The organism is Pseudobacter sp. (assembly GCF_051955275.1).
Taxonomy (GTDB): domain Bacteria; phylum Bacteroidota; class Bacteroidia; order Chitinophagales; family Chitinophagaceae; genus Pseudobacter.
In genome coordinates, this window is record NZ_JBQCGW010000181.1 from 33,802 (window position 1) to 50,834 (window position 17,033).

Annotated in this window: 8 protein-coding genes; 5 read left to right on the top strand and 3 right to left on the bottom strand. The window is 48.4% G+C overall.

The genetic code is table 11. The features are described from left to right. Window positions 1–171: 171 nt before the first annotated feature. A complete protein-coding gene (locus ACTHMC_RS15390; RefSeq protein ID WP_440414305.1) occupies window positions 172–3,423 on the bottom strand; it encodes a S41 family peptidase in 3,252 nt (1,083 codons plus the stop codon). 237 nt (window positions 3,424–3,660) lie between these two features. On the opposite strand from ACTHMC_RS15390, the gene ACTHMC_RS15395 reads away from it, so the two are divergent. The 5 genes from ACTHMC_RS15395 to ACTHMC_RS15415 all read left to right on the top strand — a co-directional run bounded on the left by ACTHMC_RS15395 (window position 3,661) and on the right by ACTHMC_RS15415 (window position 12,813). After that, window positions 3,661–7,230 carry a T9SS type A sorting domain-containing protein gene (locus tag ACTHMC_RS15395; RefSeq protein WP_440414307.1) on the top strand — a complete coding sequence of 1,190 codons (3,570 nt, stop codon included), beginning with the start codon at window positions 3,661–3,663 and terminating at the stop codon, window positions 7,228–7,230. Window positions 7,231–8,368: 1,138 nt separating this feature from the next. Continuing rightward, window positions 8,369–9,172, top strand: coding sequence for a helical backbone metal receptor (locus ACTHMC_RS15400; RefSeq protein ID WP_440414308.1), 804 nt, complete (start codon window positions 8,369–8,371; stop codon window positions 9,170–9,172). Between the two features lie 6 nt (window positions 9,173–9,178). Then, window positions 9,179–10,279, top strand: a complete 1,101-nt coding sequence (locus ACTHMC_RS15405; RefSeq protein ID WP_440414310.1) for a hypothetical protein — start codon at window positions 9,179–9,181, stop codon at window positions 10,277–10,279. A 263-nt stretch (window positions 10,280–10,542) separates the two neighbouring features. Beyond that, entirely contained in the window at window positions 10,543–11,610 is a 1,068-nt protein-coding gene (gene fbaA, locus ACTHMC_RS15410) for a class II fructose-bisphosphate aldolase (protein ID WP_440414312.1), read from the top strand. Between the two features lie 144 nt (window positions 11,611–11,754). Next, the gene (locus ACTHMC_RS15415) at window positions 11,755–12,813 is read left to right on the top strand and encodes a class I fructose-bisphosphate aldolase (protein ID WP_440414314.1); all 1,059 of its coding nucleotides are present in this window, start codon (window positions 11,755–11,757) and stop codon (window positions 12,811–12,813) included. 72 nt (window positions 12,814–12,885) lie between these two features. Here the strand turns inward: ACTHMC_RS15415 and ACTHMC_RS15420 are convergent, their stop codons facing one another. Together ACTHMC_RS15420 and ACTHMC_RS15425 are read right to left on the bottom strand one after the other, a co-directional pair. Further along, window positions 12,886–13,683 (bottom strand): M57 family metalloprotease, encoded by a 798-nt coding sequence (locus tag ACTHMC_RS15420; RefSeq protein ID WP_440414316.1) that lies wholly within the window; start codon window positions 13,681–13,683, stop codon window positions 12,886–12,888. Between the two features lie 422 nt (window positions 13,684–14,105). Then, complete coding sequence (locus ACTHMC_RS15425; RefSeq protein ID WP_440414318.1) at window positions 14,106–16,931, bottom strand: M16 family metallopeptidase; 2,826 nt, start codon at window positions 16,929–16,931, stop codon at window positions 14,106–14,108. Window positions 16,932–17,033: the final 102 nt, after the last annotated feature.

A 17,033-nucleotide genomic window follows, 5' to 3' on the forward strand; every position in this document is an offset into this window, starting at 1 on the left:
AGGGTGATGTGGGCTTCAGGGGATATGAAGGAAAGGCCTTAAAACATACGTTCCTAACGCCCGGCCCTGCACCTCCGCCCCGACATTCCCCTCAATGCCCAATAGAACCCCAATAAGGTGTGGGTATGTTTTACAGCCTACCCTTCATACCACCTGAAGCCCAAAAGAAAATTATTTTGATTTATCAGGAAATGCCTTCGGAATCGCCGGCACGCCCTGCCTGCCTTTTTGTTGCAATTGACGCAGCAACTCCTCCACGCCACGCTTGAGCTGCTGGTCGTTGCCGAGATACTCCTGGTGCGGATCATTGATGATCTCGATATCAGGATGTACACCCTCACCTTCGATAATGAACTTGCTGCCATCAGCAGCAAATGATGCAAACTCCGGTTTTCGCAGATCGCCGCCATCGATGAAAGGAAGGCTTCCACGGATACCAACTACACCACCCCAGGTACGCTGCCCGATGAGCGGTCCGATCTTGTAATACTGGAACTGGAAGGGGAAGAGATCGCCGTCAGAAGCTGAGTACTGATCAATAAGACAAACCTTCGGACCGATATGCGTCTGGGCAGGACGCGTGCCGCTGAACCTGCCGTTACGCATCAGCGTGCCCATGCTGATCTCGCGGCGTAGCCGCTCGATGATCATGGGAGATACATTGCCGCCACCATTCCCACGGTCGTCGATGACGAGCGCTTCCTTATCGAGCTGCGGATAGAAATAGCGGGCAAACATATTGAGGCCCGCAGGTCCCATGTCGGGAATATGCAGGTAACCGACGCGGCCGCCGGATGCGGCATTCACTTTGGCGATGTTCTGCTGTACCCACTCGTGATAGTAGAGCGCAGATTCGTCCGAGATGGGTTTTACGTAATATTTTCTGGCGTTGGTGGCAGAAGCTGTAGTGTTTGTTGTGATCTCGGTCACCTGGTCGGCTTTTCCGGTGAGCGCCTCGTAGAGATTGGAAAGCTTGCTCACATCCTGGCCGTTGATGGCAATGATGAAGTCGCCTTTTTTGATATTGATGCCGGGTTGACGGAGTGGCGATACCAGGGTCTTGTCCCAGCTCTCGCCGGAGAGGATGCTGTCGATTTTGTAGTAGCCGGATTTGTCGCGTGAGAAACGGGCACCTAACATGCCTGTTTTGATGCGTTCTACATCCGGATGGTCGCCGCTGTTCACGTAAGCATGGCCGATACTCAGCTCGGCAATCATTTCGCCGATGATGTAAGTGAGATCATTGCGGTGATTTACGTAAGGGACCAGTAAGGCGTAGCGGTCGTGCACCTTTTTCCAGTTCACTCCGTGCATATTGGGATCATAGAAATAGTCGCGCATCTGCCGCCAGCTTTCATCGAATACCTGCTTCCATTCGGCACGCAGGTCGGTGGTATATTTCAGGCCTTCGAGATCGAGCTTGTTTTTTGCATCGATCTTCATGGTGCTGAGATCTTCGATAAAATAATCGTTCCCTCTCCGCAGCAGCACTTTCTTCCTGTTATCACTGATCTCGTACTGACCAGTGAAGCCGAGGTCATTTTCTTTTTTGTCTTTTAGACTGTAGAATTTGAAAGCAGGCGAAGTACGCGAGTTCATGGTGGTATAGAAAAGCCCATCGTTATGCGCAACGATATTGAAATAATTGCCGGGTGTAACGGGCAGACTTTCGATGCGGTCTGCAATGTTATCTTCATCGATATTGATCACTACTGTATCAGAAGCTTTGGGTGCATCGGCAGATCTGGGAGCAGGGCCACTTTCTTTGATGCTCACTTCATCGTTCTCCTGCTGAAAGGCGGATCTGGCACCATTGGTGAGACGAACGAAATAAGGCTTGCTCATATCCACGTAGGCGTGGTTCCATTCTGTCTGACTGTAAACAGGATTGAAGTCGCGCTGCGAAACGAAATAGAGGAGTTTGCCATCAGGGCTGAAAGAAGGCTGACCGCTGTTATACCATTCGTCTGTAACCGTGATCTCCTTTTTTGTTTCGCGGTTCCAGAGTTTGATCACATCGAAGCCTCGTGATTTACCGGGCAGGGTGTAACCGATCCATTTACTGTCGGGCGCCCAGGTATAGTCGCCTATTTCAGCGGCGTCGGATTTGACGATGGAAGTTTTAGCGCCGGTGGCAACGTTGATGATGTAAAGCTCCTGCGAGCGTTCGCCCAGCAGGATCCATTTGCTGTCTGGGCTCCAGGATGGATAGAACTTATAACTGCCGCCGCCCCTGGTGATGGCTTTGGCGGGTTCTGAGCCATCCTGCTTCTGGATATACAATTCGTCTTCCCCGCTCTGATCACTTATGTAGGAAACCCATTTGCCATCAGGGCTCCAACTGACGGAGCGGTCGTTTGCACCACTGCTTCGTGTAAGGTTCCGCGTTACACCATTCTTTTCGGGCACAGTGAACACATCTCCCCGGGCGCTGAACAGTGCGCGTTTGCCATCAGGGGCGATGGAGAATGACTGTATGAACTTTCCGGCATCGATCTGTTTGGGCCGGCTTCCAGACAGGTCTTCGGAGATACTGATGTTAAGTTTCTCTTCTTTGCCCGATGCAAGATCGTAGAGATAGATAAAACCACCGTTCTCGAAGGCGATGGCATTATCGCCCAGAGATGGAAATTTACAATCATACTCCGTGAAGCTGGTTAGCTTTTTGATCTGCTTGCTGTTGACGTCAACGGAGAAAAGGTTCATCACGCCGTCGCGGTCACTGAAGAAATACACGGCATTCTTGTGGTACATGGGAAAGATATCCTGGGCGGGATTGTTGGTGAGGTTCTCGGAATTACCTGACTTCACATCGTACAGCCAGATATCGTCGGCCATGCCGCCCTTGTAGCGCTTCCAGGTGCGGAATTCGCGGAAGATGCGGTTCATGGCCAGTTTGCTGCCATCTTCATTATAGCTGGCCCAACCTGCAACGGCAAAGGGCAGCTCAGTGGGTAGATCACCGCTGAGAGGTGCCAGGTATAACTGTCCGCGGAATGGATTGGCAGAATTGCCGCGGTTGCGAAAGATCACCTGCTTATCGTCCGGCGTAAAACCCATCACTACGTTATTGGGCCCCATACGGTCCGACACATCATCACGGGATAGTGTAGCCGAAAAACTGATCCTTTTGGGATTCCCTCCGTTGGAGGGGATGGTGAACACTTCTGTATTGCCATCGTACTGGCCGGTGAATGCGATGGTTTTACCATCATGACTGAACCTCGGGAACATTTCGTAACCGGGGTGGTTGGTGAGTTTACGGGCAGTTCCCCCGCTGCGTGCAACGGTATACAGGTCGCCGCCATAAGAGAACACTACTGTATTGCCATGAACGGCGGGGAAGCGAAGGAGACGGGCTTCCTGGGCCATCATGGATAAGGATAAGGTGCTTAGGCACCCTGCGAGCAAGATTTTCTTCATGTTCATTTGGTTAACCGTTTGGAAATTGGATGCCCCTGAACGGGCTGGCATCCGGACTGATCTGTTATGAAAAATAATGAATTTTCAGGCTGTTATACAGACTAATTTTAATACAGCAGCGTTAGCACATTGACGAATATGAAACCATGCAGCCGGACCATTTACGGCTGCACGCATATAATTAATTTATAATTCAAGTAATCTGAATCCTTAGAAAAAACTTTACCTCTGACCCTTATGAATAACCACAGAACTGTTTTTACAACCGTACTCACAGCGCTATTGCTATGTGTTACGGGCAGCACTGTTTATGCGCAGGCCATAGTCAGGAAACCGGTCCCCTCCACGTACAGTTTCAGCTCCGAAAATGAAGCGCCAGGTGGCGTATCCATTACACCATTCAAAAAAGTGCAGCTCTTCCTTCCGGCTTCGGAGATCAGCTTTGCACCGGGCACGGTGATCCGGTCTGTTGGATTCTCATACGAAGGAGGTGCAGACGTACCGGCCGGTGGCAATCTGAAGATCTATTTAGAGAATACTTCCAGTACAGTAAATGCAAAATCAACCAACTGGGCCACTTCATTGGGTGGCATGAGCACCGTGTATAACGGCAGCTATTCAGTTCCGGTAGGCATCCTGAACGAAGCCGAACAAAGCGTGAACCTTACCAGCAGCTTTACTTATACCGGAGGCGGCCTGTATGTTTCATACGAGTATGCCCCCACGAGCTTTTCCACCATCGCCGCCAGGGCCAGGGTGAATACAGTTTCCGATAACTCCTGCAAAATGAGCTCAGGTACGGATCTGTCCGGCACAACGGTGGGCAATCATAACTATCGTCCGCAGATCCTCTTCGGGATCGACAATCCCGTCAATAACGACCTGGAGGTGAGAAGCATCAGCTCTTTTGCCATTGCAGGAAAGGCTTTGAACTGCCCCAACCAGGTGACGGCAGTAGTTCGCAACAACAGCAACCAGGAGCATTCAAATATTCAGGTGACCATGACCGTTAGCGGAGTGAACACGGGCAGTTTCACTGAAAATATCGGTTATATCGCCGCAGGCGACTCAGCCGAAGTGTCCTTTGTAGCACCCGTTACCCATAATGGCATACAACATTTCATCGTTTCACTACCTGCGGATGAGGTGAATAGCAATAACTATTCAAATTATGCGCAGCAACTGGATTGCGAAACCCTCAGTTATGTTTCGGATCAGTTTGGTTACGATAGTGTAGGGTATGGAGCAGGAACAGGCATCATGGCCGTAAAATACCCCGTATCACAGGTTGCTGTTCGCCTGGACGCAGTCCGCTTCAGGGTTTCAAGAGACGCGGGAAATATTGGTCAGTCGGTCAGAGCCGTGATCATCGATGAATACAGCAATATCCTGGTCAGCTCACAGCCCTTTGTAATGCAGGCTTCCATGCTTGGCACCGACCAGTTGATCCCGCTGGATGCCCCCGTGGTCCTTCAACCTGGTGAGAGCTTTTATGCAGGCATCATCCAGGAAGGCGGCAACAATTATCCCGTTGGTACTGCATTCCCCAAAAAGATGCAGCCAGGCAGGTCTAATTCTTTCTTTTTCGATATAACAGGTGCCACCTCTACAGAGGCTACGCTGAACGGCAGTTTCATGATCGGTGTGCATGGAACTCCATACCTTGAACTGGCGGGCACTTCTTCCGGACAGATCATGGATGGCACGCAGGTAATGTTTGTGGCTTCACCCGGGTTCACGAATTATGATTTCAAAGTGAATGGTGTATCCGGATATTCCGGTGTCAACAACTACTTCATTTATTATCCTTCCAATGGCGATATCATCACACTGGAAACGGAAATCAATAATTGTACTTATACAGCCACTGAAAATTTTGTGATGGATGTCAGTCCGATTACACCTGGCGCCGGCAATATCCTGTACGTGAACCGCCATGCTGCTGTACCAGGCGATGGTCATAGCTGGGATGCGCCGCTGACTGAACTGGCCGATGCATTGCGATGGGCAAAAGTGCGTGAAGCGAATTTTTCCCCTGCCAATCCCCTGAAGATCTTTGTGGCAGGCGGCACCTACAAACCATTGTACAGTATAGTGGATGAAGCATTTGGCATGGAAGGGGGCGCTAACAATGCTTTCCTGCTGGTAAAAAATGTTGAATTATATGGTGGCTTTGCAGGAACTGAAACAAGCATCGCAGAACGCGATCTTTCTGTGGCGTATCACAAAACCATTCTCAGTGGAGACTTCAGTGATGATGATATGGTTACCGGAGATGCACAGAGCCTGGAAATAGCCAATATGTTCGAAAATGCGCTGCACGTAGTGGTTGCATCAGGTGAGGCAAGCAACGGTATCATGGATGGCTTTACCATCGTTGGCGGAGGCGGTGAACTTACCGGCCTGGAGTATGAGAGTATCAATGGCAACCAGGTGGCCACAAGATCAGGAAGTGCTATCTATATCGAATCCTCTTCCCCGCAGATCCGTAATATGGTGATCGCAGGCAACAGATCGGAGATCAATGGAGCGGGCATTTACGCAAAAAACTCACACGCTGCCATCACCAATATGCTGTTGTTCAAAAACCTGTCCGTTACAACGGGCGCGGCCATTTACAATGATGAAAATGCAGACATATATTACACCAATCTAACTATTACCAATAACCGCTCATTGACGGGCAGTGTGATCACCAACAATCATGCATCACCTCAATTCCGCAACAGCCTGGTGCAGGGTAATAATACCGGTATCTTCAATATTTCCAGTACACCGGTGATCAGGTACAGCCTGGTGCAGGGTATGGCAGCTGATGCAGCCAATTTTATACTCGATGGCACCATGGACCCGCAGTTCACGGATGTTCCGGGAGATGATTACACGTTGAAGTCAAGCAGCAGTATGATCAACCGTGGAAATAACCTTTATTTTCAGGCCGGGCAAACACCCGATCTGACAGCTATTACCAGGGACCTTAACAGTAAGGACCGCATACAGGAAAACACGATCGATATCGGTGCTTACGAAGCAAAACCATCCCTGATGATCCTGCAGCATCCTGTGGATGTTACCAGTTGCCAGGGAAGCGAAGTGAACTTCGTTGCACTGGTGAACTCATCCGGCATCTCCACCCCTTCTTATCAATGGCAGCAAAGCAATGATGGCAATACATGGAATAATATCGATGGGGCTACACAAGCCAGCTACCTGCTGAAGGCCAGTACAGAAATGTATTTCCGCTGCATCATCGGAATCCCGGGATTTTCCATCACTACCAATGCAGCCAAACTGTCCACCATTCCATTTACAGCCCCAGTGATCACAATGTCCGAAAGGTACTGCCTGAGCGACAATACAGTAGAGCTCAAAGCATCTCCGGAAGGAGGCGTATTTGAAGGCGAGGGGGTATCTGAAAACAGCTGGAGCCTGCTTGGCTTTAAAACAGGCAAACAGACCATCAGGTATAAATACACAGCGCCCAATGGCTGCCAGGGAACTGCGGAAAAAACGGTAATGCTGGAATCCTGCCTTAAAGATGGTCAGGTGAAGGTATTAAGGGCTCATCCCAACCCTACCCGTGGACCGCTTACCGTGCTTATCGAGATGGGACATGAGGTAAGGGAGGCTGAAATGCATATTTCCACCATCCATGGGCAAATCGTGATACGCAGGCAGCTGAAACTGGCCCGAGGCACCAATATCCAGGAATTCGACTGCAGCGGCCTGGGTGCGGGCATTTACTTTGTGATCATATATAATGAAAGTAAGAAACCACTGGCCTCTATGAGGTTCGTGAAGCAATAATGCTGATAAACATTTGTAAATGAACGCAGGAAGCCGATTGGCTTCCTGCGTTTCTTTTTGTGTGAAGGGAAAGGTATAAAGCAAAGAGACCACCAGGTAGGTAGTCTCTCCTGTAAAACCGGCTTGTAAATCGTTTTGCCTAAAGGGAATTTCGTACGGGATCAGGGTTACGGACTAAAAAGGGCATCTGCTTGCCGTAAAGGTTGATGCAAGGTGTAAATAACTCATAATGAGTGGAAGTTTATTCGATCAATAGCAGCAAAAAGGCGATTAAACACCCTAAACAGCAGACAGGGAAAAACGCGTTTTTCCGCTACGTAACCTTGTGTTAATAACTGTAACGCATCAGTGAAAACAATCATTTGTTTGATTTACATCAATGAAAATCAATCAAAACCGCATATTTCTGGTAGAATTACGATAGCAGAATCAAAACTTTACGAGCTAACCTCCTGAAACACTACGATATGAGGAGTAAATCCCGAACATTTATAATCGAGAAGTTCTGCTCTTGCGAAGGAAGCCGTCCGGCAGTACTTTTGTTTCAGAAGTTGATTGATAACTAAATCAATCAGTCCAATATCCGAGAACAACCTGTGTACTGATCCAATATCCAGAAAATCCAAAAAATCCAGTATCAGTCAACTTCTTTTTTCTTTTTAAATCCAAGATCCGATCCGATATCCGAAAGACCAAGATCCTAAATCCAATGATCAACCAAGGTCCAATTTGTCCGTAGAAAAACCAATGTCCAATCGTCCGTGAACAAACCAACCGTCCAATTGTCCGTAGAAAAACCCAATGTCCAATTGTCCGTGAACAAACCATCGTCCAATTTGTCCGTAGAAAACCAAGTCACAAGATCCTTGATTAACCGTCCGAAGTAAAATCCAACGTCCGAAAGAAACCAAAAGTTCAAATCCTGTGTGTTAAGAACCGTCTGCTTTAACTCCAATACCCTCCTGCAAAACAATCATTTTGCAGGAGGACAGCAGCGGTACTGCCAACACCAAATTTACCCCTGTTGCTTTCCCTCTCCACAGGCTGGGGCGACCGCTCAACAGGCCTTATAATCCATCCTCCATCAGCTTACTGCTTATTATTTATCCTGCTTCAGTATTTTGCAGGAAATTTACAAATGCCATTATTCACCGACCAGACTGGCAGGGAGATCATCATCAATTCCCTTCCGCAAAGGATCATTTCACTGGTGCCTTCCCAGACTGAATTATTGTATGACCTCGGCCTGGAACAGGAAGTGGTGGGTATTACCAAATTCTGCATACATCCGCAAAGCTGGTTCCGCACCAAAACACGCATCGGCGGCACCAAGAATATCAAATCTGACCTTATCCGTCAGCTGCAGCCTGATCTCATCATTGCCAACAAGGAAGAGAATGTGAAAGAACAGGTGGAAGCGCTGGCTGCGGACTATCCTGTATGGATAAGCGATATCCATGAACTGGAAGGTTCTCTGGATATGATCCGCCGGGTAGGCGCCATCACCGGCCAGGATGAAAAAGGAAATCTGCTGGCAGACCGCATACAAGGCGGTTTCCGGGAATTGGCCTGTCTCCTTCCCCGTCATGGGATTATTCCCGCCGCTTATCTCATCTGGCGTAATCCCTGGATGACCATCGGTCAGGATACCTTCATTCATGATATGCTTACCCGCTGCGGCGTCACTAACGTGTTCGGGCATGCGAAAAGATATCCTGAAATAAGTATCGAAGAATTGAGGGATGCAGACTGCCGTTTGTTACTGCTTTCATCAGAGCCCTACCCTTTCAGGCAGCAGCATGTGGAAGAATTGCAGTTGCAGCTTCCCCACACCAAGATCATCCTGGTGGATGGCGAATACTTCAGCTGGTATGGCAGCCGCCTCCAGGGAGCACCGGAATATTTCCGCTCACTGTTCACATCCGATATTTCTGTAATTTAGTTCCGCATGTCTGTGACCAACGATACCAACCTGGCGCTTGAGCCCAACAAACCATCGCGCAAGAAGCCCATGTTTCCTGTAACCGATGAGCTGCGCGCTTACCTCAAACATCATGGCCGCGAAGTGAAGCTGCCTGTGTCGTACAAAGACCTGCTGCATTTCACGTACTCGGTCCCGCTGCTCGACAAATACGGAAAAGACACCCACTGGGAAAGTGTGCTCTACGATATGCGGGAGTTTGAATTCATCCGTGAAGGCCTGGTGAAGATGTATGCCTTCCTCAAAACGGAGGGAGATCTCACCTTCACCAAACACCTGGATGTAGCCCGGGTGGACTATTGCAGTTTCGGTAATTCAAATCCTTTCCGGATCAGGATCGTGAACAAGTTCAACGACAACTACGATCATTACTATATCAAGATCGCCGATGCATCCAGGATCTACGGGCTGGAGCTGGAGCACCTGCTTTCTCCCAACCGCATCACATATCTTACTCATCACAATACATTGGTGGAAGAACATATTCCCGGTATCCCCGGCGATGTGTTCATCAGCAAGCACCTGCATGAGCCCAGTACCAACAGGATCAGGCTGGCTAAGGAATTTGTGAAGTTCAATGAGCGCTGCTTTGTGCGGCTGCTGGGTGATATGCGTTCCTACAATTTTGTGGTTGACATTACCCCGGATATCGAGGATTTCCAGTACCGGATCAGGGCAATCGACTTCGACCAGCAATCTTATGAGGGCAGGAAGAATCTTTACCTGCCTCAATTCTTCAAAGAAAATATGGAACTGGTTTCCATCTGCACCAAACACCTCAACCAGGATACCATCGAGCAATACCAGACCGAGGAGCGCACCATGATGGCCTTCCGTGTGGCCAGCACGCGCTTCCGGCTGATGGAGCTGCTGAATATCATGGCCCGGGACAAAATATCTTCCGAAGAAAAGCTCATTCAACTGAGAACTGAACTGGGTGAATATTTCAAAGCTCCTGCTTTCGACAAATGTAATTCCATGGGCAAGCTGGTAAAGCGGCAGCTGAAGCAGACGCTCCAGAAGAACCTCGCCCTCATCCAGAAAAACCTGGGCAAGTTCGAGGATTAGTCCGCAGTGCCCAATCGCTCGCGTCCCCGCGAGTGATTTCTATTTGTTCGCCTCCGAACCTGTCTTCACTCCGTTTTCCACTTTCGCTTTCTTATTTCTCCATTTTTCTTCTTTCGCTTTGCGGCAAAACGAAAGATTTGTGTTTAAAAAACGCTATCCGGAACGTATCTTAGCGCGGCGTTCAAAAAAAGACCTGATTCCTTAAATTAATTTCAAAAAGCACATTTCTTTCTTAATTATTACCATAGAAAAATTATCAAATCATGAAGAAATACAAAGCCGGGGTACTTTTTGGAGAGGAACTGGAAGCCCTGTACAAGGATGCTAAAGAAAACCAGTTTGCCCTCCCTGCTGTGAACACCATTGGTACTGATACCATCAATGCCACCCTGGAAACAGCGGCCAAAGTAAATTCACCGGTCATCATCCAGTTTTCAAACGGAGGTGCTCAATTCATTGCAGGTAAGGGAATGCCCAACGATCAGCTCCAGGCCAATATTTCCGGCGCCGTTTCCGGAGCCCTGCATATTCACAACGTGGCTAAATATTATGGTGTGCCCGTTGTACTGCATACAGACCATGCTGCCAAGAAATGGCTGCCCTGGATCAGCGGTCTGATCGATGCAGGTGAGCAATACTATAAAGAGAAGGGCCAGCCCCTTTTCAGTTCACATATGCTCGACCTTTCGGAAGAACCCATCGAAGAGAATATCGAAACCTCTGTTGAGTTCTTCAAGCGCATGGCTCCACTGGGCATGGGCATCGAGATAGAGCTGGGTGTTACCGGCGGTGAAGAAGACGGTGTAGACAACAGTGGCATCGAGAACGATAAGCTGTACACACAGCCCCAGCACGTAGCCTACGCTTATAAAGAGCTTGGTAAAGTGGGCAGCCTGTTCAGTGTGGCGGCAGCATTCGGAAACGTACACGGTGTGTACAGTCCCGGTAATGTGGAGCTCCGTCCCGAAATCCTGCGCAACAGCCAGGAATACATCCAGCAGGAATTCAAAACCGGTCCAAAACCAGTATACTTCGTATTCCACGGCGGCAGCGGTTCTCCCCAGAACCAGATCCGCGAGGCCATCAGTTACGGCGCCATCAAGATGAATATCGATACTGATCTGCAATGGGCATTCTGGGAAGGCGTACTTCAGTATTACAAGAAGAACGAAGCCTATCTCCAGGGCCAGCTGGGCAACCCCGAAGGCGCAGAGAAGCCAAATAAGAAGCATTATGACCCCCGCGTATGGCTTCGCAAGGGAGAAGAAACATTTATAAAACGTTTAGAGATTGCGTTTACTGATTTGAACTGTATTAACAGAAATGCATAATAGTTAGATTTATTCTGAATAAGCGGCTGCGTCGCTGAAGGAAAGTCAATCTGCAGAAGGCTTCACCCCAAAATGGGGCTGGGATTCATACCCTCATGCCCCTATCTTTGCCGGGCGATTGCATCACCAAACTTAGAAATTATCATGCCTTCTAAAAAGATTGTTGACCTCCTCGGCGATAAAGCCGCTTATTTGTTGGAACACAAGTGCGAAACCATCGATAAATCGATGATCCAGCTCCCCTCAGCCGATCATGTAGAAAAGACATGGATCAACAGCAACCGCCCCAACCAGGTACTGCGCAGCATGCAGCAATTACTGGGACATGGCCGTTTGGCTGATACAGGTTACTGCAGCATCTTCCCTGTTGACCAGGGCATCGAGCACAGCGGCGGTTCTGCCTTTGCTCCCAATCCTATTTATTTTGATCCCGAGAACATCATCAAGCTGGCTATCGAAGGCGGCTGTAATGGTGTAGCATCCACTTACGGTGTACTTGGACTGATGAGCCGCAAATATGCGCACCGCATACCTTTTGTGGTTAAGATCAATCACAATGAGTTCCTGAGCCTTCCTAACAAATTCGATCAAACGATGTTCGGAACTGTTAAGAGCGCATGGAATATGGGAGCAGTTGCAGTAGGCGCTACCATCTACTGGGGCAGTAATGAAAGTGCACGTCAATTGAAAGAAGTGGCGGAAGCATTTGAACTGGCACACGAACTGGGAATGGCTACCATCCTCTGGTGCTATACCCGCAACAACGGCTTCAAAGTGGATGGCGTGGATTATCACACTTCCGCCGATCTTACCGGTCAGGCAAATCACCTGGGCGTTACGCTGCAGGCTGATATCATCAAACAAAAATTACCTACCAATAACGGCGGTTACCTGGCTACAAAGCATGGCAAAACCTCTCCGTTGGTATACGACAAACTCACATCCGATCACCCCATCGACCTCAACCGCTACCAGGTGCTGAATTGCTACAGTGGCCGTGTTGGTCTGATCAACAGTGGCGGCGAAAGCAAGGGCGCAAGCGACCTGGCTGATGCTGTTTATACTGCCGTGATCAACAAACGCGCAGGTGGTATGGGCCTGATCCTGGGAAGAAAAGCATTCCAGCGTCCGTTCAAAGAAGGCGTTGAACTGCTGCACACCACACAGGATGTGTATTTAGATAAAGATATCGTTGTGGCATAAGCTGCAACACGGAAAAACAGAAAAAAACGGCGCAGGAGATGCGCCGTTTTTTTGTAGTAACCCTATATTATTTTAATACACGTAATTCAGTGCAATGATATCATTGGCATTGAAAGGACGGTTCACGCCGTTACCGATACAGGCCAGCATCCAGGAGTTGGCGTCCGGACCTGTTGGTGTGCCGGGAATATGAACGGCGCCAACTGTACTGGCTCCCTCATTCACCGGAGATCCTCCACAACTGTAGGCCCTGTTCATGTAATCAGTATGACGGAAACCAACGCAATGCCCTACTTCATGTGCAATGATAGACGTTACAGTATTGATATTCCAGGTATCCAGGTATGATCTGTTCACCAATACGGAATTGTATGGATTGCCGCTGCTGGTGGGAAAGCCTGCCGATGCCAGGTAACCGGATCCGGAGGGTGCCGGATTGATCACAATATTTCCCCCGGATGTAACACGGCTGAATGTAATGCGGAGGCCCAGTGCATTGTAACGCGAAATGGCCGCATCAACAGCAGTCACATATCTTGCAGGCAGCGAGGAAGCTACGCGGATAGTGATATTGCGCGGAAGGCCTGTTACCAGATTGTAGGTGCGATACTGCTCCACTTCGGCAATACGCATGGTGAGCTTTTCAGGCCTACTGTCCAGATGCTCTTTGGTTACAACGATATCACCTTCTACAAGGTATCCTTCGCTGTGGAGTTGAACATTGTCTGTGCTGAAACCCAACGCAGCTATCTGCGCCAGAATATCCTGGCCCACAGGTTCAACAACAGTTTCTTTGGAATTCTTCTTACAGGAGAGTAAAACAAAGCATAATAACACAGGAATTCCTGCGATCTTGATTAGCTTTCTCATGTGCATGTTTTTTGTTAGTTAGAAAAATGGTATTCCACTTAATGCAGGGTTACTACATGTTGCATATGCAGGGGTTACTACATATCAGTGGTGAGATGTCTACGTAAAAAACAAGAAAACGCGGGAAGAAGAATAGTATAACAAGTATCCATGTAAGTTAGCGCTTATACAATCAGTCTGCGGTAAAGACATACTGTTTATTATTGTAACAGCGTTGCAACTTACATACATATAATGATCCTTAGCAACTTAGACCCAGAGCGGGTTTCAGCGGAATGCCGCAATCAATTTCGCTAACCTGCAGCAGGCAGGTCATCATACTGGTGAAAGCGAAAATGCCGCAGAGAGTTGCGGCATTTTCTTTAAAAAAAGAGGGTGTTCCACTTCACACCGGAACACCCTCGTTCAATATGACCGATCAATTAATTCTCTGGCATCAGTATGGCAAAGAATTCATTCTTTCCGCCGAAGACGAGTTTGGCAGCTTCCTGTACATCAGCAACAGTAAGTGCATTCACCAGCTTCTCGTAGTTGAGGAATCTTTCCATATTTCCACCATTGAGTTTAGCATCCATCAGCTGGCTCAGCCAGGTGCCATTCTCTTTGTAGCTGGCTTTGTATCCTTCGATCCATTGCTTCTTCACTTTATCGAGATAACTGTTGTCGATTGGTTTTGCAACCAGGTCAGCGATCTCTTTTTTCAGCGCTTTCACCAGTGTGTCCGCTTTATCAGGGCCACAAGGTAATTGCACCATGAAGCTGTACGCATTGTAAGGGTATTTTTCCAGGGAGCCGGAGCTGCCGCCACCATAGATACCCTGGATCTTTTCGCGCAGCTCTTCAATGATACGCAGGTTCAGCACTTCACTGAGCGCATTCACCTTCATGTTCATATCAGGACTGTAAGGCGTTTCGCCAGTATAGAAGGCCAGGATCAGGCTCTTCTGCTCAGTACCCTTGTTCATGTTGAAAGTATGTTCTCCGGAAATCACACGCACTTTATTGTCTACGATCTCCAAGCCTTTGCCATTCACTGGCAGCGAAGCCAGGTACTGCTCGATGAAAGGAGTCAGGTCGCTTTCCTTGAAGCTACCGGTAAATACGAAGTGCATGCCTGCAGCATTACCAAACAGTTCTTTGTAGATGGCAATGCAGCGGTCGAGATTGATCTTATCAAAGTATTCCACTTTTGGTACGCGGATAGGCGCCAGTGGATTTCTCTGATAGATGGTATTGTACATGGAATCGGCAAAAGCGGCTTCCGGATTGGCCGCCAGGTTAGCGAACTGTGATTTGTTGCGCTGAATGAAGGAGTTGAAAAGCTCCATGTCTTTCCTGGGCGCAGTCATCTGCAGATAGATCAGCTGGAAAAGGGTTTCCAGGTCTTTTACTGTTGAGCTGCCACCAAGTCCATGCGTGAATCCTGATACAGATATTTTCAGTCCGGCTGTTTTACCAGCCAGTACCTTACGGAGATCAGTAGGCGAAAATTCACCAATACCCATGGTAGGCACAACAGATGCAAAATATTCCGCATCGAATTTATCAGCCAGGCCATAGTTATTCTTACCACCAAATGCAGTACCGGCAACCAGTACCTGGTCGTTCTTGAAATCAGTTGATTTCAGTGTTACAGTGATACCATTGCTGAGTGTGAGTTCGGTAGTACCCAGGGTTGCATTGGTAGTTCTGTTTGTCACTTTACCTGCCGCAGGCAGTTCTTTGATCAGGCTGTTACCCAGTTCTTTTTCCTGGTAGGGCTTTACATCTGCCTTTGCAGCAGCAGCTACTATGGCCAGCAGTTCGTCCTGGGTAGGCAGGTTGGCAGAAGCACTTTCCGGCCCTGTAACATACACGAAATATTTATCCTGTAATTTCTCCAGTTCTTCTGAGAATTTGTTCACTTCTTCAATAGTGATACCAGGCAGCAGTGATTTGATGTATTCAAATTCCTTAACAATGCCGGGACTCGGAGCATTTTGCAGGAACAGCTTCACATACTCATCTACAAAGCCTCCTGATTCGGCCTTATCGCGGTTATTATAAGCCGCTTCAACAGAAGTGAGGATATTCTTTTTTGTTCTTTCCAGTTCAGCGGCCGTAAAGCCAAAACGTTTGATGCGTTCCAGTTCTTCTGTCAATGCAGTCAGTGATCTTTTCACATCGCCGGTACCAGCGGCGGCGTAAGCACCAAATGCATCATATCCCCTGGCATAGGAGCCGAAGCCGGCCTGCGCCATCAGGAAGGGAGGATTCTCTTTTTGTGTCAATTCACCCAGTCGCTGACTGATCATGCTGGAGAACAGGTTCTTGATCTGCTCTTTGCGATAATCAGCCACTGTTACCATGGGTGAAGTCTTGAATGCAGAGTAATTCACAGAAACAGTGTAAGTGGTTGCTTCCTTGTCTGTGATTACAGCAGCCTTGTTGGCGGTATAGGCAGGTACTGCTGCATAATCGCGTTTGCGGTATTTGGCAGGATTCACCAGCCTGGTGAAATGTTTCTTTACAAGGGCTTCTGCTTTTACAGGATCAACATCACCCACAACCACAACGGCCATCAGGTTCGGACGGTACCACTCTTTGTAGAAGCGGCGGATCGCGTCTGTAGGGAAGTTCCGGATCAGGTCTTCTTTACCGATCGGCAGCCTGTTGGCATACTTGGAACCGGCAAAGAGTTCCGGATAGATCTTCTTGAACATCCTTTCATCAGCGTTCTTGCCCTGGCGGCCTTCTTCGATGATGATGTTACGTTCGTTGTTGATGTCTTCATCCAGGTACGACACGTTGTGGGCCCAGTCTTCGAGGATCTGGAAACCGCTTTCGAGGTTACCAGGTTTGTCTGTAGGGATGGGCAGGATGTACACGGTCTCATCAAAGCTCGTATAAGCATTGAGGTCAGACCCGAATCCTACACCGATGTTCTGCAGGAAAGAAACGATTTCATTCTTCTTGAAATGCTTCGTTCCGTTGAAAGCCATATGCTCTCCCATATGCGCCAGCCCTTGCTGGTCGTCATCTTCCTGGATGGAGCCTGCGTTCAGTACCAGTCGCAGTTCCACTTTTTGTTCAGGTTTCTTGTTCTGCCTGATATAATATTTCAGGCCATTCGGCAAAACGCCGGTCTTCACTTTCGGATCGAGGGGGATCCTGTCGGTGAGTTTCACTTGAGCGGTCACGCCAACTGTACAAAGGACCATCAAAATAAGGAAGGCCCATTGTGTTAACGTGGTAACAGGTTTGTTCATAAATGAAAATTTTGTAGGTGCAAATGTAGGGGGTAACATACATATGTTAGTTTCCGTTGAACATAAAAAAACGGCAGGCCATAAAGCCTGCCGTTATCTATT

Bases quoted from the DNA above. Each gene is read 5' to 3' on its own strand.
- ACTHMC_RS15390 (WP_440414305.1), bottom strand. From the start codon at position 3,423: ATGAAGAAAATCTTGCTCGCAGGGTGCCTAAGCACCTTATCCTTATCC.
- ACTHMC_RS15395 (WP_440414307.1), top strand. From the start codon at position 3,661: ATGAATAACCACAGAACTGTTTTTACAACCGTACTCACAGCGCTATTG.
- ACTHMC_RS15400 (WP_440414308.1), top strand. From the start codon at position 8,369: ATGCCATTATTCACCGACCAGACTGGCAGGGAGATCATCATCAATTCC.
- ACTHMC_RS15405 (WP_440414310.1), top strand. From the start codon at position 9,179: ATGTCTGTGACCAACGATACCAACCTGGCGCTTGAGCCCAACAAACCA.
- fbaA (WP_440414312.1), top strand. From the start codon at position 10,543: ATGAAGAAATACAAAGCCGGGGTACTTTTTGGAGAGGAACTGGAAGCC.
- ACTHMC_RS15415 (WP_440414314.1), top strand. From the start codon at position 11,755: ATGCCTTCTAAAAAGATTGTTGACCTCCTCGGCGATAAAGCCGCTTAT.
- ACTHMC_RS15420 (WP_440414316.1), bottom strand. From the start codon at position 13,683: ATGAGAAAGCTAATCAAGATCGCAGGAATTCCTGTGTTATTATGCTTT.
- ACTHMC_RS15425 (WP_440414318.1), bottom strand. From the start codon at position 16,931: ATGAACAAACCTGTTACCACGTTAACACAATGGGCCTTCCTTATTTTG.